The sequence below is a fragment of the Streptomyces seoulensis genome (genome assembly GCF_004328625.1).
Taxonomy (GTDB): Bacteria; Actinomycetota; Actinomycetes; order Streptomycetales; family Streptomycetaceae; genus Streptomyces; species Streptomyces seoulensis.
The window spans coordinates 4,381,197-4,401,438 of record NZ_CP032229.1 but is presented as its reverse complement, the minus strand read 5'-3'; the positions used below and the strand labels follow the sequence as shown (position 1 = coordinate 4,401,438).

Sequence of the window (20,242 nt, the reverse complement as noted above, 5' to 3'; positions counted from 1 at the left end):
GCGGGTGGCTCACAGGCTCCAGGACACCGTGTCGGTGAACTGCATGGCGGCGAACAGGACCACGAGGTCGGCCACACCCAGCGCCATGCCGAGGTAGGCACGGCCCCGGCGGCTCGTGCCACGCCACAGCGAGACACCCGCGAGGACGATGGCGACCGGGCCCAGGAAGAGGTTGAGGACGAGCAGTCCGAGCAGTCCGAGGATGAAGGACGCGACGGCCATGCCGTCGGCGTCGCGCGGCCGGGGCTTCGCCTCGACCTGACCGGTGGCAGGTGCGGTGAGATGCATGGTGCTCAGCTCCTGATGGTCGGTGCGGGCGGGTCAGTGGCTGGGGGTGCGGCGTCGGCCGTGGCGCTCACGGACGGCGAAGATCACGAGCCAGACACCGATGAAGGCGGCGACGGCGAAGCTGACGCCCACCGGTACGTGCGCCACGGTGCCGAGTGCGACACCGAGCAGCATGAGCGCGGCGACGAGGAACAGCATGGTTTCGATCCCCCCTCAGGGTCGTCTCGGTGAACAGTTGTAGTAACACTTGTTCACTGACTCCGAGTCTAACCCTCCGCACGGCTTTCCAATTCCGGAGAACAGTTGTTAACTGGATGACATGAGTCACACCCTCGGCATCCGGCAGGCCCAGAAGCAGAAGACCCGTCAGGCGTTCCTGGACGCGGCCCTGGTGCTGCTGGAGGAGCAGAGCCTGAGCAGTCTGGGGCTGCGCGAGGTGACCCGTGCCGTGGGGGTGGCGCCGACCGCGTTCTACCGGCACTTCCCCTCGATCGCGGAACTCGGCGTGGCGCTGGTCGACGAGGCGCTGAGCAGCCTGCACCCGATGGTGGGCCCGACGGTCTCGGCGGCCAACGACTCGGAGGAACGCATCGGCCGCGCGGTCGAGTTGATCGACCAGCTCGTACGGGCCTTCCCGGCGCACGTCCGCTTCATCGCCCGCGAGCGGCACGGCGGGGTGCAGCCGGTGCGCGAGGCGATCCGGGACCAGCTCGCGCGCTTCACCGAGGAGGTGAAGGCCGAACTGGCCGAGGACCGCGAGTCGGAGGGCTGGGGCGACGACGACCTGACGATGCTCGCGCATCTCTACGTCGACCAGATGCTCATCACAGCCCAGCTCTTCCTGGAGGCGCTGGAGGCCCCGCAGGGCGAGTGGGAGCGGGTGACCCACCTGGCCATCCGGCAACTGCGCCTGATCACGCTCGGCAGCAGGCACTGGCTGGACCAGGAGACGCCCTCCGGGCCGTAGGCGAGGGCCGGTTCAGCCCAGGCGGACCCGGGCCAGCTGGCGGGACTGGGCGACCAGCCGGTCCTCGCTGTCCCAGACCTCGGCGTCCTCCTCCAGGAAGCCGCCGGCCAGATTGCGCGTGGTGATGGACACCCGCAGCGGACCCGGCGCGGGCCGGTGCCGTACGTGCACGGTCAGTTCGACGGTCGGCACCCAGCCGGTCAGCCCGATCTCGAACGCGGTCGGCGGCAGCGCGTCCACCGCGAGCAGCAGCGAGAAGGGGTCCGCGTCCCGCCCGTCGGCCAGCCCGAACCAGGCCCGCATCTCCCCCTTGCCGGAGGGCGCGCCGACCGCCCAGCCGACGGTGGCCGGGTCCAGCTTCAGCATCAGCCGCTCGGTGATGGCCGAACTGCCGTCCACCGGCGCCGGACCGTCGGCGGGGCCGAGGCAGCGCTCCAGGGGCGGCATCGCGGGCGGTACCGCACTCGTCCGCACGTCGTCGGGGAGCGCCGCGAGGTCGCCGTACGAGGCGAGGACGCGGATGCGCTCCACCTCGTTGCCCTCGGCGTCGTACTGGAACAGCGACGCCTGGCCGGTGGAGAGGGTGCGGCCGGTGCGCACGGTCTCGGTGCGGATGACCGCGGGGCCGGGCTGGGACGCCGTCAGGTAGTGCGCGGAGACGGTGAACGGGTCCGGATGCGGGAGGGTGTCCGCGAGGGCCCGGCCGAGCACGGCCAGCAGATAGCCGCCGTTGACGGCGCTGATGATGGTCCAGCCGGCCGAGAGGTCGATGTCGTAGACGCCGGGCGCGCGCCGGACGACCTCGGTGTCGCGGTCGAACTCGCTGTCGCCGATCACGGCTCGCGTGGCGGGGGCGGAGGCTGCTTCTGGCATGGGTGAACGGTACAACAGCTAATTACTAAGCGGTAGCTTTCTGGATTGCGCGGGTGTGAACAGTGGATCTCACTCCTCCATGACCGTGGAGCGCCGGTTCCAGGCGCGCGGCGCCCGCCAGTGGAACTTCATGGCCAGCAGCCGCAGGATGAACGCCGAGGCCGCTGCGAGGCCGCTGGTCACGGAGGTCAGCGCGTCGAAGCGGATGCACAGCACCACCATGGTGGCGCCGGCGATCGCCGGCACCGCGTACAGGTCGCGGTCCCAGCGCAGCAGCGAGGGCACCTCGTTGGCGAGCACGTCGCGCAGCACACCGCCGCCGACGGCGGTGGCCAGGCCCAGGGTGGCGGAGGCGGTCAGACCGAGCCCGTGGCTGTACGCCTTGGTGGTGCCGGTGACGCAGAACAGGCCGAGTCCGGCCGCGTCGAAGACGAGCACCGCCGCCTGGATGCGCTCCACGTGCGGGTGGAGGAAGAAGACCACGATCGTGGCGAGCAGCGGGGTGACGAAGAACCCGAGGTCGGTGAAGGCCGCCGGCGGGACGGCCCCGATGATCAGGTCACGGAAGAGCCCTCCGCCCAGCGCGGTCACCTCGGCGAGCACGGCCATGCCGAAGACGTCGAAGTTCTTGCGGACGGCCAGCAGGGCGCCGGAGATGGCGAACACGAAGATGCCGATGACATCGAGCGTGTGCTGGACGGAGGGACTGAAGATCTGATCGAGCTGCACCCGCACATTCTGACCTGTCACGGGGTGCGGACCTTGCGAAGCAAGGCGGGAGGGGCGGCCGCCGGTCGAACGGCGGCCGCCGGCTCACTTGTCCTCGGCCTCCGGCGCGTCGGCCTTCGCGGTGTCGACCTCGGCGGTCTTCTCGACCTTCGCGGCCGTGTCGGTCTTCTCGACCTCGGCGGCCTCTGTGACCGCGGGCTTCTCGACCTCGGCGACCGAAGGCGTCACCGGCTTCTCGGCCTCGGCAGCCTCTGTGACCGCGGGCTTCTCGACCTCGGCGACCGGAGGCGTCGCGGGCTTCTCAGCCACTACCGGCTCGGTGACCGTCGGCGTCTCCACCTTCCCGGCCTCGACCTTCCCGGCCTCGACCGGCTCGGCCGGCTCGGTGGCCGCAGGCGTCGGCGCCGCCGGCTCCTTGGGCGCGACGGTCTCCGCGACCTCCGCCGCGACGGCGGCCGACGTCTCCGCCGACTCCTCCAGCACCGCGTCCGGCACCAGCTCGGAGGCTTCCTTCGCGGCCGTCAGCAGGACGGTGTCCTGCGGGGCCTGGTCGGCGAAGTTCTCCGGGTGGTGACAGGCGACCCGCTGACCCGGGCGCAGCTCCAGGAGCAGGGGCTCGGTGGTCTTGCAGATCTCCGTCGCCTTCCAGCACCGGGTGTGGAACCGGCAGCCCGACGGCGGTGAGATCGGCGAGGGCACGTCACCGCGGAGCAGGATGCGCTCGCTCTTGGCACCCCGGCGCTTGGGGTCCGGCACCGGCACGGCCGACATCAGCGCCTTGGTGTACGGGTGCATCGGCGCCTCGTACAGCGAGGTGCGGTCCGCGATCTCGACCATCTTGCCGAGGTACATCACCGCGATCCGGTCCGACACGTGCCGGACCACCGAGAGGTCGTGCGCGATGATCACGTACGTCAGGCCCAGTTCCTCCTGGAGGTCGTCCATGAGGTTGACGACCTGGGCCTGGATCGACACGTCCAGCGCGGACACCGGCTCGTCCGCCACGACCAGCTTCGGCTTCAGCGCGAGCGCACGGGCGATACCGATGCGCTGACGCTGGCCGCCGGAGAACTCGTGGGGGTAGCGGTTGTAGTGCTCGGGGCTCAGACCGACCAGCTCCAGCAGCCGCTGGACCTCCTTCTTCACCCCGCCCTCGGGCTCCACGCCCTGGAGCCGGAAGGGCGCCGAGACGATCGAGCCGATGGTGTGCCGGGGGTTCAAGGAGCCGTACGGGTCCTGGAAGATCATCTGGATGTCGCGCCGGAGCGGACGCATCCGGCCGGTGCCCAGCCGGGTGATGTCCTGGCCGTCGAAGGTGATCTTGCCGCCGGTCGGGTCCTGGAGGCGGGTGATGACCCGGCCCATCGTGGACTTGCCGCAGCCCGACTCGCCGACCACGCCCAGGGTCTCGCCCTTGCGCACCTCGAAGTCGATGCCGTCGACGGCCTTCACCGCACCGACCTGACGCTGCAGGATGCCCTTCTTGATCGGGAAGTGCTTGGTCAGCCCCTCGACGCGGAGCAGCACCTCCCGGTCGTCCCCGCCGGTCTCGGGGGCCGGCGCCTGCTGCGGGATCACGGCCTCGTCGGTCTTGTTGGTCTCAGTCACAGCTTCGGCGCAATCTCTTCGGTCCAGATCCGCTCGCGGTCCTCGGCCGAGAGGTGGCAGGCGGTCCAGTGCCGCCCGGCGTCCACCAGCTCCAGCTCGGGGCGCACGGTGCGGGTGACGTTCCCCTTGGGGATGTCCGCGTAGGGGCAGCGCGGGTTGAACGCACAGCCCGAGGGGACGTTGATGAGGCTCGGCGGCTGGCCCTTGACAGGGATCAGCCGTTCCTCGGTCACCCGGTCGATGCGGGGCATCGAGCCGAGCAGACCCCAGGTGTAGGGGTGCTGCGGCTTGTCGAAGATCTCGTCGACCGGGCCGCGCTCCACGCACCGGCCGCCGTACATCACCAGCACGTCGTCGGCGATCTCGGCGACCACACCGAGGTCGTGGGTGATCATCATGACCGCGGAGCCGAACTCCTTCTGCAGGTCCCGGATCAGGTCCAGGATCTGCGCCTGCACGGTCACGTCGAGCGCTGTGGTCGGCTCGTCCGCGATGAGCAGCTCGGGGTCGTTGACCAGGGCCATGGCGATCATGGCGCGCTGGCGCATACCGCCGGAGAACTCGTGCGGGTAGCTGTCCACCCGCTTGCCGGGCTCGGGGATGCCGACCCGGTCGAGCATCTCGATGGCCCGCTTGCGCGCCACCTTGCGGCTCACCTTGTTGTGGACCCGGTACGCCTCCACGATCTGGTTGCCGATCGTGTAGTACGGGTGCATCGCGGACAGCGGGTCCTGGAAGATCATCGCCATCTCGCGGCCGCGGAGCTTGCGCACCTCGTCCGGGGAGGCGGAGACCAGTTCCTGGCCGGCCAGACGGATCTCGCCGGACATCTGGACGTTCTTGCCGCGCGCGCCCAGCCGGTGCAGGCCCATGATCGCCAGCGAGGTGACGGACTTGCCGGAGCCGGACTCGCCGACGACGGCGAGCGTCTTGCCCTTCTCCAGCGAGAAGTTGAGCCCGTCGACGGACTTGACGAGGCCGTCGTCGGTCGGGAAGTGCACCTTGAGGTCGCGGACCTCCAGGAACGCCTCGGAAGCCGTGGCGGGGGAACCGGGAGAACCCTTCTCCCCCACGGCGGCGCCGGTCTTGGAAAGTTCGGTCACGAGAGCCTCACGCGCGGGTCGGCGGCCGCGTACACCACGTCCACCAGGAGATTTGCGATCACGACGAAGAAGGCGGCGAGCATGGTCACGCCGAGGATCTTGGGCAGGTCGTTGTCGGTGATGCCCTGCACCGCGTACTGGCCGATACCGGGCAGCGAGAACACCGACTCCGTGATCACCGCGCCGCCGAGCAGCAGACCGATGTCCATGCCGAAGACCGTGATGATCGGGGTGAGGGCGGCACGCAGGCCGTGCCGGAACACGACCCGCTTCTCCCGCAGGCCCTTGGCGCGGGCGGTGCGGATGAAGTCCTCGTTCATCGTCTCCAGCATGCCCGACCGGGTCAGGCGCGCATAGATGGCCGAGTACAGCAGCGCCAGCGAACACCACGCGGGGAACAGGGTGTTGGCCCACTGTCCGGGGTTCTCGGTGAAGGGGACGTAGGTGCTGCCGAAGATCGGCCACTGGTACACGAAGAGCAGGATCGCGAGGTTGCCCGTGAAGAACATGGGCAGCGAGACGCCGGCCAGGGCCACACCCATGAAGGTGCGGTCGAGGAACGAGCGGGGCTTCAGTGCCGAGATGACACCGGCGATCACACCCGAGATCAGCCACAGCACGGCGGCGCCCAGCGCCAGCGAGAGGGTGATCGGAAGGCGGGAGGTCAGCTCGGGCCACACCGCCTGGTGGTTCTTGAAGGAGTAACCGAAGCACGGCGCGTCACAGTGCACCGTCGTCGGGCCGAGGTCGTAGGTCGCGCCGGACACGATCCCCTTGATGAAATGCCAGTACTGCGCGTAGATCGGCTGATCCAGACCGAGGTTGTGCTTGACCGCGGCGATGTCCGCCTTGGACGGGCTCTTGCCGATGTACTGCTGCGCCAGCTGATCCGCTGTCTGTCCGGCCAGCCGTGGCAGCAGGAAGAAGATGGCGAAGGTGACCGCGGAGACGACCAGCAGCAGGATCACTGCCGCGAACGTCCGGCGGAGGATGTACGAGATCACGGGGACCGGCGCTGGTGCCCGCGGGTCGGATGACCTGCGGGCACCAATGCCTTCACCTGCCTTCCGGGGCTGCTACTTCTGGGTGGAGCCGATGTTGAGGTAGTCGTACTGACCGCTGAAGGCAGCCGTGGAGACCAGGTTGGTGTAGTTGGCCGGGCGGGCCAGCAGGACCTTGAAGTAGGTCAGCGGCACGATGACCGCGTCATCCATGGTCTTCTGGTCGATCTGCGCGTACAGCGCGTTGCGCTCGGACTCGCTCTGGGTCGCGATGGACTTGCCCAGCAGCGTGTTGACGTCCTTGTTGTCGTACTGCGACAGGTTCGTGTTGCCGGACTGGCTGATCGCCTTGCCGTTCAGGATCTGCTGCAGGAAGCCGTAGCCGGAGGGCCAGTCGGCACCCCACTGCATCATCTCCAGGCCGATGTTCTGCTTCTCGGTGAACTTCGGCACGCCCGCGTAGTCGGTGAAGTACTTGCCCGACGGGTACTGCTTGAGGGTGGCGTTGATGCCGACCTTCTTCAGCGAGTTGATGATCGCCGTGGCGGCGTCGATCTCCGGCTGACGGTCGGAACGGGCCGAGATGTTGGTCGAGATGCTCGACTTGCCGCAGGCCTTGAGCTGCTCCTTGGCCTTCGCGACGTCGCCCTTGTTGCCGGCGGTGGCGTAGGTGTCGGCCTTCTTGTAGCCCGTGATGTCGGGCGGCAGGACGGTGGAGGCGATCTCACCGCGGATCGGGCCGCCCTCGGCGGTCTGCACCGAGACCTTGTCGATCGCGTACTGCACGGCCTTGCGGCACTCGACCTTGTCGAACGGCTTCACCTTGGTGTTGATCGCCATGTAGACGAGACGGCCACCGAAGGTGTTGTCCGTGCCGGCCTTCTTGTTCTGGTCGGCGAGGACCTGGGCCTGGGTCGAGGACTGGACACCGGTGCCGGCGAGGTCGATCGCGTTGCCCGCGAGGACGTCCTTGTCGATCGTCTCGGAGTTGACCTTCAGCTTGACGACGATCTTGTCCGGCAGCTGCTTGCGCAGGGTGTCGTTCTTCGCGTCCCAGTTCTTGTTGCGGACGAGGACGGCCTGCTTGCCGTCGTCGTAGCTCTGGAACTGGTAGGAGCCCGAGGAGACGATGTTCTTGACGTAGTCGACGCCGTTGTCCTTGGCCTTCGGCACCGGCGCGGTCTGCGGCGCGGCGACCAGGTAGTCGAACTCCTGGAACGCCTGCTTCAGGTGGAAGACGATCGTGGTGTCGTCCGGCGTGGCGATGGAGGACAGGCCCTTGTCGCTCTTGTCCTTGTAGGGGCCCTTGTACTTGTCGCCGCCGGCCAGGAGCTGCTGGAAGTAGTTCGGGCCGAGGGAGAGCACGTCACGCGCGAAGTTGGAGCGCTCGACGGCGTACTTGACGTCCTTCGAGGTGATCGGCGTGCCGTCCTGGTACTTCAGGCCCGCACGGAGCTTGTACGTCCAGGTCTTGCCGCCGTCGCTCGGGGTGCCCTTGCCGGCCGCGAGGTCGGGGACCAGGGTGTTGCCCTTCTCGCCCGGCGCGGGCTCGAAGGTCATGAGCGGGCGGGCCCACAGCCGGCTGAGGTTGTACATGTACGCGTAGTACGTGTTGCCGGGGTCGAACGAGTCCGGGACGTCGGACAGTTCGTAGGTGACCGTCCCGCCCTTCTTGTCCGAGGCGTTGACGACACCCTTGGTCGCGGCGTTGGCCCCGGCCGACTTGGCGTCGTTCTTGTTGTCATCGGCCTTGCTGCAGCCTGCAACGAGCAGACTCGCGGAGCCAATGGCCGCTATCGCGGCCAGCGCTGACCTTCGCATGATGGGCGCTTTCCCCTTCACTGTCGGAAATCTGGGTGGACTCGTCGCGGCAGACGTCAGCGGCTGCGCGGGTCGAGAGCATCGCGGAGACCGTCGCCCAGCAGGTTGAACGCCAGGACGGTCAGGAAGATGGCGAGACCGGGAACGATCATGTACTGCGGATCGACCTGGTAGAAGTTCACCGCGTCGCGGAGCATGCCGCCCCAGGATGCCTGCGGGGGCTGGATGCCGACGCCGAGGAAGCTCAGGGACGCCTCGAAGAGGATGTTGGTCGGGATCAGCAGCGTCGAGTAGACGATGATCGGGCCGACCAGGTTCGGCATCAGCTCGCGGAAGAGGATGTACGGGCCCTTGGCGCCCATGCCGCGCGAGGCGTCGACGAACTCGCGCTCCCGGAGGGCGAGGGTCTGACCGCGCACGATCCGGCCCAGGTAGGGCCAGTTGAAGAAGCCGATGACGAAGATCAGCACGCTCAGGTGCAGCGGCAGGCCGGTGAGGCCGAACGCGCCGCCCTGGAGGGTGGCCGAGATCGCGATGGCGAAGAGAAGCAGCGGGAAGGCGAGGAAGGTGTCCATCAGGCGGCTGATGACCGAGTCGACCCGGCCGCCGTAGTAGCCCGCGACCACACCGAGGATCGCGCCGATCACGTTGGACAGGATGGTGGCGCCGAAGGCGACCACCAGCGACACCCAGGAGCCCTCGAGGATGCGGGTGGCGGTGTCACGGCCGAACTTCGGGTCCACGCCGAGCGGGTGGTCGAGGCTCATACCGCCCCAAGCACCCTTGGGCAGAGAGGTGTTGGGGTCGATCAGGTCCTGGTGGAACGCGTTGGGGTCGAGCCCGAAGGCGGCCTGGATCGGCCGGGCGAGGACCGCCATCAGGACCAGGAGGATGACGATGACACCTCCGGCGACGGCCGCCTTGTCCTTCTTGAAACGGGACCAGGCGATCTGCCCGAGAGAACGACCCTCGATCCGTCCCTTGCCGGCGCCGTCGAGCACAGCCTCGGGCTGTACCTCGGCTTCGGCTCCGGTGGTCTCGATCGGTGCGGTCACAGTGACCTGACCCCTCTCGCCGGTGGTGACCGGCCTGTGCCTGCCGCTGATCGCGGCTTTGTCGCTTTGCCTCGATCACGAAGTCTTCACTTCGTGCTCTGAACCGGGAGTCTTCAACCTGGTCGCGATCACCCGCCAGAGCTGACCGCGAAAGTATGCGCAACTGTGATGCGTTGCAGGGGATTCCGTTATCCGATCCGCGGGTAACTATTATCGAATAGTGGCCAGTTGGGACACACCGGCCATTCCACGCGGATGGTCTCGTAGCGGCGCTCGTCTACGCGCGCAGAGGTGCCGTGCACACTCGCGGGCGGACGCGGGCCACCACATTTGCTTCACACGCCTTGTGTTGCTCGGTGGCGGGCGCGAACACGCCCGCCGGGAGCGGGGGTCAGTACGCCCCGCCCACCGGCGCCACCGCCCCGTGGGCCTCGCGGTCGTAGAACGGGCGGGAGTTGGCGCGCATCCAGAGGACGACGGGGTCGAAGTCGTCGGTCATGGCGACCGTGGAGACGGGCAGGCCCTCGGGGACCGCGCCGACCGACTGCTGCATCATCGCGCGGACGGAGTCCACCGCGGCCGGGGTCGAGTCGTACACGTCGAGGCCGAGGGCGAGGTAGGGGGCGCCGAGGGCGGGCTGGACCCAGGCGCGGCGCAGGGAGCGCAGGGCCGGGGTGCGGTGGGCGTTCTGCGCGAGCACGGCGTAGAACTGCGGTACCTCGATGGCTGGTTCGGACAGCCGCAGGGGTCCTGCGGGCTGGCGGTCGAGGCCGGTGGCGATGCGGCGCAGGTCCAGCCAGGGGATGCCGACGCCGCCGCCGGGGGCGTGCGGGTTGAGCCAGAGGCCGTACCGCTCCGGGTACAGGGTGCGGGCGACGTCGAGGCTGTCGACCACCTCGTAGGACCGGCTCCAGCCGCTGGCGGAGAGCTCCTGGGCGGAGGTCACGCAGGGCGCGTAGCCGAAGTCGTCGACCTCCATCCGCCCGTACTGCGCGTCCGGGGAGCCGGACTGGCCGTGCCACAGCAGCATCCAGATCTGGCCGGACGAAGGGGTGGCGAGGGCGCGGAGCAGTGCCTCGTAGGCGTCGTAGCGTCCGGGAGTGACCTGGCGCAGCATGTGCTCGACGCTGCCGCTTGGGCTCGCGCTCACCTGTCCTACCGCCCCTTCATTGCAAGTTCCCCACGTGTGGGGACAGCTTAAGCGCCTACCGGCGCGGGCCCCGCGAGCCTCGGTGCCTCAGTGACCGAACTGGTAGAAGGGGCGCACGTTCATCCTCAGCCAGTCGGCCACCGGGTCCTGGGTGGCGTCCAGGAGGACGAGGTTGACGGGCCAGGGGGCCGGGGCGCGGCCGAGTGCCTTGCCGAGGGCGTCCAGCGGGAGCGCCCGCGCGTCGCCCTCGAGGTGGGCGAGTTCGACGCCGACGAAGAGCACCGGGTCCGCGGTCTCGATGACGGCGAGGCAGCGCCGGGCGCTGACGACCGCGCCGGTCGCGGCGAACTCGGCGGAGGCGGCGGCCAGGAAGTCCACCGGGTCCTCCTGCCAGTCGGGCTCGAAGAGCCGCACCCGGCCGCCGGAGGCCGGGCCGTCCAGCGGGGAGCCCCCGGCCCGGCACAGCGCGGCCACCGCGTCGGGCGGCAGCGGGAGTCCGACCACGCCGCCGGGGTTGATGACGATGCCCGCCTGCGGCGGCAGTCCGCGCGCGAACTCCACGGCGGGGGCGACGGTGTGCGGGAGGTGTCCGCCGGGCGACTGCCGGAACTGCTCCTCGGAGCTGAACACCGGGACGTACACCTGGCCGTCGAGTTCGACGGTGGGCAGGTCGAGCGGACCGCTGTGCGGGCCGCCGCCGTTGGGCAGGGGTATCCAGACGAAGGCGCGGGCCAGCACCTCGATGACCCGGGCGCCGGCCGCGGGTATGCCGAGGGAGGCCGAGAGGACCTCCTCCAGTTCGTTGCCGGGCCAACCGCCGTGCGGGTGGGGGTGTGCCTGTGCCGGGAAGTCCGCGGGAAGGTCCGCCGGGAAGTCCATGTGCCTACCGCCTGCTGGGAGTCATGCTGTGGTGCAGAAGGCTATCCGGTACGCCCGCGAGCGCTCACGTGGCGAACTCGATCCGCTCGATGCCGTCCGCCGAGGCGCGGTCCAGCAGGACGACCGAGCCGCAGCCGGCGGGGCTCTCGCCGCGCTCGACGGCGTCCAACAGGCGGGCGGTGGTGCCGCGGTGGCGGCGGAAGGCGTACCGGGAGACGCCTCGGCCGCGCTCGCGCTGGCCGTGCCGGGCGGTGCCGGGGGGCACGTCGAGCAGGATCAGGTGCAGGGTGCCGCCCCTGCGGCGGGCCTCGCGGGCTAGCCAGGCGCGCACCCAGGGCTGGGTGCCGCAGTCGTGCACCACGACGCCCTCGCCGGAGGCCAGCGCGCGGCGCAGCCCCGCGTAGTGGGCGAGGCGGACCAGCGGGCGGTAGAGCGCGTAGGGCAGTGCGGCGGGCAGCCGGGCGGCCCAGCGGTCGCGGGCGTCCTGGGAGTCGACGCGGCGGCCGGGGACCGCACGGCGCATCAGGGTGGACTTGCCGCTGCCGGGCAGCCCGGTGACGACGGCGAGGTCCCGGGAGCCGAAGCGCAGGGCGCGGGGGCCGCCGCCGGGGCGGTCGCGCAGGTCGCGGACGACCGGAGCGGGGTGCTTCGCCTGCTCCCGGGAGCCCGCGCAGGGCCCCTGCCGCACCGGGATGCCGGTGGTCGTGGCGTACACCGTGGTTCTGTTCACCGTGATCGTCCCTCCCCCAGTGGGCCTGGGTCATCCCCTGCCCAACCAATGTAAAGAGAAGGTAATGCGGGAGGTCGCCGTACGGGTCCCGGAACGGCTACGGGCATGTCACAGCCGGTGGCCCCTTCAGGGCCGGGCGCTCCCGTGCGATGATGTGGCCGCCAACTGCATACCGGCCGTTTGAATCCGCGCGGGAGAGTCCCCATCCGGGGCGCCGAAGGAGCAAGTCCCTCCCTTGAATCTCTCAGGCACCGTTACCGCGCGGGCGAGGCACATCTGAAAAGCGGGCCGCTGTCGCAAGTGGCCCCACCCAAGGTGCAAGCCAGTGACACCCCCCAGGGGGCCGGTCATGGCGAACCTCTCAGGTTCCGATGACAGATGGGGAGGAACGTTCCTCACCCCATCCCCCGTTGCCCTGGGAGACGACCGATGAGCAGCACCGACGCCCCCACCCCGCGCCGTACCGCCCTCGACGCCCTGCACCGCTCGCTCGGCGCGACGATGACCGACTTCGCCGGCTGGGACATGCCCCTGCGCTACGGCTCCGAGCGGGACGAGCACCAGGCGGTGCGCACCCGGGCCGGGCTGTTCGACCTCTCGCACATGGGTGAGATCACGGTGACCGGCCCCGACGCGGCCGCCCTGCTCAACCACGCCCTGGTCGGCGACCTCGCCTCGGTCGGCGTCGGCCGCGCCCGCTACACCATGATCTGCCGCGCCGACGGCGGCATCCTGGACGACCTGATCGTGTACCGGCTCGCCGAGCACGAGTACATGGTGGTGGCCAACGCCTCCAACGCCCAGGTCGTGCTGGACGCGCTGACCGAGCGCGCGGCCGGCTTCGACGCCGAGGTCCGCGACGACCGCGACGCCTACGCGCTGCTCGCCGTCCAGGGCCCGGAGTCCCCCGGCATCCTCAAGGCCGTCACCGACGCCGACCTCGACGGTCTGAAGTACTACGCCGGGCTGCCCGGCACGGTCGCGGGCGTCCCCGCGCTGATCGCCCGTACCGGCTACACCGGCGAGGACGGCTTCGAGCTGTTCGTGAAGCCCGAGCACGCGCCGCAGCTCTGGGAGGCGCTGATGGCGGCAGGCGCCGACGCCGGTCTGGTGCCGTGCGGGCTGTCCTGCCGGGACACCCTCCGCCTGGAGGCGGGCATGCCGCTGTACGGGCACGAGCTGACCACCGAGCTGACCCCGTTCGACGCCGGTCTCGGCCGCGTGGTGAAGTTCGGCAAGGAGGGCGACTTCGTCGGCCGCGAGGCGCTCACCAAGGCCGCCGAGCGCGCCGAGGCCCAGCCGCCGCGCGTCCTGGTCGGCCTGATCGCCGAGGGCCGCCGGGTGCCCCGCGCCGGGTACGCCGTCGTCGCGGACGGCAAGGTGATCGGCGAGGTCACCTCCGGTGCCCCCTCGCCCACCCTCGGCAGGCCGCTGGCCATCGCCTACGTCGACGCCGCGCACGCCGCCCCGGGCAGCACCGGTGTGGGCGTGGACATTCGGGGCAGCCACGAGCCGTACGAGGTCGTGGCGCTGCCCTTCTACAAGCGCGCCAAGTAGACACTGGCCCCGGGTCCGGCCGGTCCCGGGCGTGACCCTGCGCACATTTCACCCGCTCTTCAGCGGTTCGAGCCCTTTTCCCCCGACGAGCACGTCCTCGCGTACAGGAGAATTCAGGTCATGAGCAACCCGCAGCAGTTGAGCTACAGCAAGGAGCACGAGTGGCTGTCGGCCGCCGAGGGCGGCGCGTCGACGGTCGGCATCACCGAGCACGCGGCCAACGCGCTCGGCGATGTGGTCTTCGTGCAGCTTCCCGAGGTCGGCGCCGAGGTCACCGCGGGCGAGTCGTGCGGCGAGCTGGAGTCCACCAAGTCGGTCTCCGAGCTGTACTCCCCCGTCTCCGGTGAGATCACCGAGGTCAACCAGGACGTCGTGGACGACCCGTCGCTGGTGAACTCCGAGCCCTTCGAGGGGGGCTGGCTGTTCAAGGTGCGCGTCGCCGGACAGCCCGCCGACCTGCTGACCGCCGACGAGTACACCGCCTACATCGCAGGCTGAGGAGCCGGAAGCCGTATGACTGACGTCCTGAACACGCCCCTGCACGAGCTGGACCCGGAGATCGCCGCCGCGGTCGACGCCGAGCTGCGCCGCCAGCAGTCGACCCTGGAGATGATCGCCTCCGAGAACTTCGCACCGCTCGCGGTGATGGAGGCGCAGGGGTCGGTCCTGACCAACAAGTATGCCGAGGGCTACCCGGGCCGCCGCTACTACGGCGGCTGCGAGCACGTCGACGTGGCCGAGCAGATCGCCATCGACCGGCTCAAGGAGCTGTTCGGCGCCGAGTACGCCAACGTCCAGCCGCACTCGGGCGCCTCCGCGAACCAGGCGGCGCTGTTCGCGCTGGCCCAGCCCGGCGACACCATCCTCGGGCTCGACCTGGCGCACGGCGGCCACCTCACCCACGGGATGCGGCTGAACTTCTCGGGCAAGCAGTTCGACGTGGTCGCGTACCACGTGGACGGCGAGACCGGTCTGGTCGACATGGCCGAGGTCGAGCGCCTCGCCAAGGAGCACCGCCCGAAGGTGATCATCGCGGGCTGGTCGGCGTACCCCCGGCAGCTCGACTTCGCCGAGTTCCGGCGGATCGCGGACGAGGCCGGTGCCTACCTGTGGGTGGACATGGCGCACTTCGCCGGTCTGGTCGCGGCGGGGCTGCACCCGAACCCGGTCGAGCACGCGGACGTGGTGACCTCCACCACGCACAAGACGCTCGGCGGCCCGCGCGGCGGCATCATCCTGGCCAAGAAGGACTTCGCCAAGAAGCTGAACTCCTCGGTCTTCCCCGGTTTCCAGGGCGGCCCGCTGGAGCACGTGATCGCCGCCAAGGCGGTCTCCTTCAAGGTCGCGGCCTCGGAGGGCTTCAAGGAGCGCCAGCGTCGTACCGTGGAGGGTGCCCGTATCCTCGCCGAGCGGCTGACCGCGCCGGACGCCCGCGAGGCCGGGGTGAACGTGCTCTCCGGCGGCACGGACGTGCACCTGATCCTGGTGGACCTGCGTGAGTCGGAGCTGGACGGGCAGCAGGCCGAGGACCGGCTCCACGAGGTCGGCATCACGGTCAACCGCAACGCGGTCCCGAACGACCCGCGCCCGCCGATGGTCACCTCGGGCCTGCGGGTCGGTACGCCCGCCCTCGCCACCCGCGGCTTCACCGCCGAGGACTTCGCCGAGGTCGCGGACGTGATCGCCGAGACGCTGAAGCCGTCCTACGACGCCTCGGCGCTCGCGGCCCGGGTGCGGGTGCTGGCGGACAAGCACCCGCTGTATCCGGCGCTGGGCGAGTAGTACCCCGTAGTCAGCATCCGGGTGCCCCGCCCCCTGCCGGTGGGCGGGGCACCCGTGCTGTGTCCGCATCACCTTTTGTACCTGTTCGTATTGAGGAGTCACCGTGGCCGTCTCGGTCTTCGACCTGTTCTCGATCGGCATCGGCCCGTCCAGCTCCCACACGGTCGGCCCGATGCGCGCGGCGCGCATGTTCGCCCGCCGGCTGCGCAACGAGGGCCTGCTGGACCCCGTCGCCGCCGTCCGCTGCGAGCTGTACGGCTCGCTCGGCGCCACCGGCCACGGCCACGGCACCCCCAAGGCGGTGCTGCTCGGCCTGGAGGGCGCCTCCCCGCGCACGGTGGACGTGGAGGGCGCCGACGCCCGCGTCGAGGCGATCCGCGCGGCGGGCCGGCTCAGCCTGCTCGGCGAGCACGAGATCCCCTTCTCCTACGACGACGATCTGGTCCTGCACCGCCGCGAGACCCTGCCGTACCACGCCAACGGCATGACGCTCTGGGCGTACGACGCCTCGGGCGCGGAGCTGCTGACCAAGACGTACTACTCGGTCGGCGGCGGCTTCGTCGTGGACGAGGAAGCGGTCGGCGCGGACCGGATCAAGCTGGACGACACGGTGCTGAAGTACCCCTTCCGCACCGGTGACGAGCTGCTCCGCCTCACCAAGGAGACCGGCCTGTCGATCTCCGCGCTGATGCTGGAGAACGAGCGGGCCTGGCGCACCGAGGACGAGATCCGCACCGGTCTGCTGGAGATCTGGCGGGTGATGCGCGAGTGCGTGGCCCGGGGCATGTCCCGCGAGGGCATCCTGCCGGGCGGCCTGAAGGTCCGCCGCCGCGCCGCCATGTCCGCCCGCCAGCTCCGCGCCGAGGGCAACGCGCTGGCGCACGCCATGGAGTGGATCACCCTCTACGCGATGGCGGTGAACGAGGAGAACGCGGCGGGCGGCCGCGTGGTCACCGCGCCCACCAACGGCGCGGCCGGCATCATCCCGGCGGTGCTGCACTACTACATGGACTTCGTGCCCGGCGCGGACGAGGAGGGCGTGGTCCGCTTCCTGCTGGCGGCCGGCGCGATAGGGATGCTCTTCAAGGAGAACGCCTCCATCTCCGGCGCCGAGGTCGGCTGCCAGGGCGAGGTGGGCTCCGCCTGCTCCATGGCGGCGGGCGCGCTCGCCGAGGTGCTCGGCGGCTCCCCCGAGCAGGTGGAGAACGCCGCCGAGATCGGCATGGAACACAACCTGGGCCTGACCTGCGACCCCGTCGGCGGCCTCGTCCAGATCCCGTGCATCGAGCGCAACGGCATGGCCTCCGTCAAGGCCGTCACCGCCGCCAAGATGGCCATGCGCGGCGACGGCTCCCACAAGGTCTCCCTCGACAAGGTCATCAAGACCATGAAGGAGACGGGCGCGGACATGTCCGTGAAGTACAAGGAGACGGCGCGGGGCGGGCTCGCGGTGAACATCATCGAGTGCTAGCCGCCTGACGGCTGGATACTGGGGCTCATGCGTACCGACTTCGATCCCTCGGCCATGGCCCCGCACGCGTTCTACCGGCTGCTCACCTCGGTGGTGGTGCCGCGGCCGATCGCGTGGGTGTCCACCGTGCCGAAGGACCGTCCGGACCGGCCGAACCTGGCGCCGCACTCGTTCTTCTCGGTGTCCTGTGTGCAGCCGCCGATCGTGCAGTTCACCTCGGTGACCCGCAAGGACTCGCTGCGGAACGTGGAGGAGACCGGGCAGTTCGTGGTCAACCTCGCGCCCGAGGGGCTGTTCAAGGAGATCAACGACACCGGGACGGACTTCCCGTCCGACGTCAGTGAGTTCGGGGCGGTGGGGCTGGAGCCCGAGCCCTCGCTGCGGGTGAAGCCGCCCCGGGTCGCGGCCTCCCCGGCGGCGCTGGAGTGCGAGCTGCACAGCCTGCTGACGCTGGGCGACTCCACGGTGGTGTTCGGCCGGGTGGTCCACGCGGTGGTCAGCGAGGAGGCGCTCGCGAAGGACGGGCTCCCGGACATCGAGCGGCTGCGCCCGCTGTCCCGGCTGGGCCGCGACGAGTGGGGCACGCTCGGCAAGGTGCTGGAGAAGCCCCGCATCCGCTGGCGCGACTGGCAGCGGGGCGAGCGCAGCTGAGCCGTGCGGCCTCAGGCCGTGTCCAGCCCCCATGCCTCGGCCAGCAGGGAGAAAGAGCGGGCCCGGTGCGCTGGGTCGTAGGTGTAGGTCGTGATGATCAGTTCGTCGGCCCGCAGGTCCGCCACCAGCGCCTCCAGCTCGGAGACCACCGTCTCCGGGGAGCCCACCGCGCGTACCTGCTGGAAGTCGTCGACGAACCGGGCGACCTCGGGGCCGATCACGGTCGCCAGGTCCCGGGCCGGGGGCCGCAGCGGCCCGCGCCTGCCGGTGTAGATGCCGGCGGCCATCTGCTGGGCGGTGGTGAACAGGTAGTGCGCCTCCTCGTCGGTCGGCGCGACCAGGACGTTCACGCCGACCATCGCGTACGGCCGCCTGATCTCGGCGGTGCCGAACTCCGAGGAGAAGCTCGAGCGGTACAGCTCCAGCGCCTCGTGCCGCATCTGCGGGGCGAAGTGCGAGGCGAAGGCGTACGGCAGCCCGAGGTAGGCGGCCACGGCCGCGCCGTCGAGGCTGGAGCCCAGCATCCACAGCGGGACCCGCGTGCCCTCACCCGGCACCGCCCGCACCCCTCGTCCCTCGCCGTCGCGGGGGCCGAGGTAGCGGTGCAGGTCGACGACGTCCTGGACGAACGTGTCGGTGGCCGCCCCGCCCCGGCGCAGCGCGGCGGCCGTGGTCGGGTCGGTGCCGGGTGCGCGGCCGAGGCCGAGGTCGATGCGGTCGCCGTACATCTCGGCGAGGGTGCCGTAGTACTCCGCGACCATCAGCGGGCTGTGGTTGGGCAGCATGACACCGCCCGAGCCGAGCCGGATGCGTTCGCTGTGCTCGGCGGCCCGGCCGATGAGCAGGGACGTCGCGGAGGACGCGAAGGTGACCACGTTGTGGTGCTCGGCGTACCAGTAGCGGCGGTAACCGAGCGTGTCCGCCAGCCGCACCAGCTCCACGGACTGGTCCAGCGCGGTGGCCGTGTCCGTACCGGAGGCCACGGGGACGAGGTCGAGGATCGACAGCGGAACGCGCGGAGTAGTCATGTCGGCGCCACAATCATCGGGAACGGAGTGCCTATCGGCGAACGTTTCACAGGCGGGACGGGCCCGCAAACAGAGCCGGCGGGGCGGGGGAAAGTCACAGGCGTCCGGCGCGGTGTGTCCGGGCATGGTGTCTGTAGTTCCAACTCCCCCTGTTTTTCCGTCCCGCAGCGATGGTGACGTCCTCGCCGGGGCGGGTTCGCCTGCCAGGAGAAAGCATGTCTCTGAGTCTTCGGTTCACGGTCCGCAGTGACAAGGGGCTGGTCCGGGAAGTCAATGAGGACTCCGTGTACGCGGCGCCGCATCTGCTGGTGGTGGCGGACGGGATGGGCGGGCACGCCGCGGGCGAGGTGGCCAGCTCCGTGGTGATCTCGCACATGGCCGAGCTGGGTCCCGAGCGGACGCGGGCGGAGCCCATGGAGGCGCTGCGCGGGGCGATACTCGCCGGCAACCGTGCCATCGCCGACGCGGTGCGGACCTCGCCCGAGCTGGAGGGGATGGGGACCACGCTCACGGCGGTGCTGATGGAGGCCGACAGCGACCAGTTCGTGGTGGCCAACGTCGGGGACTCCCGTACGTATCTGATGCGCGACGGTGAGCTGGTGCTGCTCACCCGGGACGACTCCCTGGTGCAGACCCTGCTGGACGACGGCCGGATCACCGCCGCCGAGGCGCTCGCGCATCCCCAGCGGTCCATGGTGACCAAGGCGCTGGTCGGCGGGGAGTCGCTCAGCCCCACCCTGTTCCGCCTGCGGACCCTGCCCGGCGACCGCTTCCTGCTCTGCTCCGACGGCCTCTCCGACCTCGTCCCCGAGGCCCAACTCGCCGCCGCGCTCGGACTGTCCGGCCGCGAGGAGGCCGCCGACCGGCTGGTGGAGCTGGCCCTGGCGGCGGGCGGCCGGGACAACATCTCCGTCGTCGTCGCCGACGTCGTCCAGGGCGAGGCCCCCGCGCGTCCGATCGTCTCCCGCACCCCCCGCCAGACCCCGCACCGCGACAAGCGCCCGCTGTACGCCCTGGCCGCCGCCGCCCTGGCCGCCGGCCTGGCGGCGTACGTGCTCAGGTCGCGCTAGCGAGCCGGTCCAGCTCGGCGAGCACCGACTCCGCGTGCCGGTCCGGGTCATGGACGGGGTGGATCAGGGACCGCACGGCACCGGTGCGGTCGAGGACGACCCCGGCCCGCTCGAACAGCGCGCGGCCTTCGGCGCGTACCTCGGGGACGCCCAGCTCGCGGCCGAGGGAGAGGTCCTCGTCCCCGATCAGGGGGTAGCCGAGAGCGCGGCCGGCCGCGAACTCAGCCAGGTGTCCGGGGGCGTGCGCGCTGACCCCGAGCACGCGGGCCCCGGCACGGGCGAACCGCGCCGCCGCGTCCCGCGCGGAGCACAACCCCGTGGTGCAGCCGCCGAGTTCGGGCACGCGTTCGCCGATGCCGGGCTCGGTGATGAAGAACAGCACGGTCCACTCGTGGTGGGGGGACGGCACGCTGACCGGGCCCTCCGAGGTCGGGACGGTGCGGTGCATGAAGGTTCCTCCATCGGGTGCGGAGCGGGAT

Annotated in this window: 21 protein-coding genes and 2 riboswitches; of the genes, 7 read left to right on the top strand and 14 right to left on the bottom strand. The window is 70.4% G+C overall.

Annotated features, from left to right (window positions below):
- Positions 1-9: 9 nt before the first annotated feature.
- Together D0Z67_RS20545 and D0Z67_RS29735 are read right to left on the bottom strand one after the other, a co-directional pair.
- Positions 10-288, bottom strand: coding sequence for a hypothetical protein (locus D0Z67_RS20545; RefSeq protein ID WP_031181729.1), 279 nt, complete (start codon positions 286-288; stop codon positions 10-12).
- Positions 289-321: 33 nt separating this feature from the next.
- Positions 322-486, bottom strand: coding sequence for a hypothetical protein (locus D0Z67_RS29735; RefSeq protein ID WP_031181728.1), 165 nt, complete (start codon positions 484-486; stop codon positions 322-324).
- Positions 487-607: 121 nt separating this feature from the next.
- Between D0Z67_RS29735 and D0Z67_RS20540 the strand changes: the two genes are divergently transcribed.
- Positions 608-1,255 carry a TetR family transcriptional regulator gene (locus D0Z67_RS20540; RefSeq protein ID WP_031181727.1) on the top strand — a complete coding sequence of 216 codons (648 nt, stop codon included), beginning with the start codon at positions 608-610 and terminating at the stop codon, positions 1,253-1,255.
- 12 nt (positions 1,256-1,267) lie between these two features.
- Here D0Z67_RS20540 and D0Z67_RS20535 read toward each other — a convergent pair whose 3' ends face one another.
- The 10 genes from D0Z67_RS20535 to D0Z67_RS20490 form a co-directional block, all read right to left on the bottom strand.
- A complete protein-coding gene (locus tag D0Z67_RS20535; protein WP_031181726.1) occupies positions 1,268-2,128 on the bottom strand; it encodes a thioesterase family protein in 861 nt (286 codons plus the stop codon).
- A 69-nt stretch (positions 2,129-2,197) separates the two neighbouring features.
- Positions 2,198-2,857 carry a trimeric intracellular cation channel family protein gene (locus D0Z67_RS20530; RefSeq protein ID WP_031181725.1) on the bottom strand — a complete coding sequence of 220 codons (660 nt, stop codon included), beginning with the start codon at positions 2,855-2,857 and terminating at the stop codon, positions 2,198-2,200.
- Positions 2,858-2,941: 84 nt separating this feature from the next.
- Positions 2,942-4,465, bottom strand: coding sequence for an ABC transporter ATP-binding protein (locus D0Z67_RS20525; RefSeq protein WP_037775308.1), 1,524 nt, complete (start codon positions 4,463-4,465; stop codon positions 2,942-2,944).
- The gene (locus tag D0Z67_RS20520; protein WP_031181723.1) at positions 4,462-5,568 is read right to left on the bottom strand and encodes an ABC transporter ATP-binding protein; all 1,107 of its coding nucleotides are present in this window, start codon (positions 5,566-5,568) and stop codon (positions 4,462-4,464) included. The genes D0Z67_RS20525 and D0Z67_RS20520 overlap by 4 nt, the downstream gene beginning before the upstream one ends.
- Positions 5,565-6,572 (bottom strand): ABC transporter permease, encoded by a 1,008-nt coding sequence (locus tag D0Z67_RS20515; protein ID WP_030808270.1) that lies wholly within the window; start codon positions 6,570-6,572, stop codon positions 5,565-5,567. Before D0Z67_RS20515 ends, D0Z67_RS20520 begins: the two co-directional genes overlap by 4 nt.
- A 72-nt stretch (positions 6,573-6,644) precedes the next feature.
- A complete protein-coding gene (locus tag D0Z67_RS20510; RefSeq protein ID WP_031181722.1) occupies positions 6,645-8,390 on the bottom strand; it encodes an ABC transporter substrate-binding protein in 1,746 nt (581 codons plus the stop codon).
- 56 nt (positions 8,391-8,446) lie between these two features.
- Positions 8,447-9,445, bottom strand: a complete 999-nt coding sequence (locus tag D0Z67_RS20505) for an ABC transporter permease (protein ID WP_030808264.1) — start codon at positions 9,443-9,445, stop codon at positions 8,447-8,449.
- Between the two features lie 391 nt (positions 9,446-9,836).
- Positions 9,837-10,562, bottom strand: coding sequence for an enhanced serine sensitivity protein SseB C-terminal domain-containing protein (locus D0Z67_RS20500; RefSeq protein WP_199812198.1), 726 nt, complete (start codon positions 10,560-10,562; stop codon positions 9,837-9,839).
- 120 nt (positions 10,563-10,682) lie between these two features.
- Positions 10,683-11,474, bottom strand: a complete 792-nt coding sequence (locus D0Z67_RS20495; protein WP_031181720.1) for an enhanced serine sensitivity protein SseB — start codon at positions 11,472-11,474, stop codon at positions 10,683-10,685.
- Between the two features lie 64 nt (positions 11,475-11,538).
- The gene (locus D0Z67_RS20490; RefSeq protein WP_031181719.1) at positions 11,539-12,204 is read right to left on the bottom strand and encodes an AAA family ATPase; all 666 of its coding nucleotides are present in this window, start codon (positions 12,202-12,204) and stop codon (positions 11,539-11,541) included.
- Positions 12,205-12,385: 181 nt separating this feature from the next.
- Positions 12,386-12,474, top strand: a riboswitch (glycine riboswitch).
- Positions 12,475-12,592, top strand: a riboswitch (glycine riboswitch). It begins immediately after the preceding riboswitch.
- 41 nt (positions 12,593-12,633) lie between these two features.
- Between D0Z67_RS20490 and gcvT the strand changes: the two genes are divergently transcribed.
- The 5 genes from gcvT (at position 12,634) to D0Z67_RS20465 (ending at position 17,665) form a co-directional block, all read left to right on the top strand.
- The gene (gene gcvT / locus D0Z67_RS20485; protein ID WP_031181718.1) at positions 12,634-13,761 is read left to right on the top strand and encodes a glycine cleavage system aminomethyltransferase GcvT; all 1,128 of its coding nucleotides are present in this window, start codon (positions 12,634-12,636) and stop codon (positions 13,759-13,761) included.
- A 120-nt stretch (positions 13,762-13,881) separates the two neighbouring features.
- Positions 13,882-14,259: a glycine cleavage system protein GcvH gene (gcvH, locus tag D0Z67_RS20480; RefSeq protein ID WP_031181717.1), complete on the top strand. Its 378-nt coding sequence runs from the start codon at positions 13,882-13,884 to the stop codon at positions 14,257-14,259.
- A gap of 15 nt (positions 14,260-14,274) precedes the next feature.
- The gene (gene glyA, locus D0Z67_RS20475; protein WP_031181716.1) at positions 14,275-15,543 is read left to right on the top strand and encodes a serine hydroxymethyltransferase; all 1,269 of its coding nucleotides are present in this window, start codon (positions 14,275-14,277) and stop codon (positions 15,541-15,543) included.
- 103 nt (positions 15,544-15,646) lie between these two features.
- The gene (locus D0Z67_RS20470) at positions 15,647-17,014 is read left to right on the top strand and encodes an L-serine ammonia-lyase (protein ID WP_031181715.1); all 1,368 of its coding nucleotides are present in this window, start codon (positions 15,647-15,649) and stop codon (positions 17,012-17,014) included.
- A gap of 27 nt (positions 17,015-17,041) precedes the next feature.
- Entirely contained in the window at positions 17,042-17,665 is a 624-nt protein-coding gene (locus D0Z67_RS20465) for a flavin reductase family protein (RefSeq protein WP_031181714.1), read from the top strand.
- An 11-nt stretch (positions 17,666-17,676) separates the two neighbouring features.
- Here the strand turns inward: D0Z67_RS20465 and D0Z67_RS20460 are convergent, their stop codons facing one another.
- On the bottom strand, positions 17,677-18,693 hold the full coding sequence (locus D0Z67_RS20460) for an LLM class flavin-dependent oxidoreductase (RefSeq protein ID WP_031181713.1): 1,017 nt from the start codon (positions 18,691-18,693) through the stop codon (positions 17,677-17,679).
- A 215-nt stretch (positions 18,694-18,908) separates the two neighbouring features.
- Here D0Z67_RS20460 and D0Z67_RS20455 point away from each other — a divergent pair, with 215 nt between their 5' ends.
- Entirely contained in the window at positions 18,909-19,763 is an 855-nt protein-coding gene (locus D0Z67_RS20455) for a PP2C family protein-serine/threonine phosphatase (protein ID WP_051887796.1), read from the top strand.
- On the opposite strand, the gene D0Z67_RS20450 is transcribed toward D0Z67_RS20455, so the two are convergent.
- Positions 19,750-20,211 (bottom strand): redoxin domain-containing protein, encoded by a 462-nt coding sequence (locus tag D0Z67_RS20450; protein ID WP_031181711.1) that lies wholly within the window; start codon positions 20,209-20,211, stop codon positions 19,750-19,752. The genes D0Z67_RS20455 and D0Z67_RS20450 overlap by 14 nt on opposite strands.
- Between the last annotated feature and the right edge of the window lie 31 nt (positions 20,212-20,242).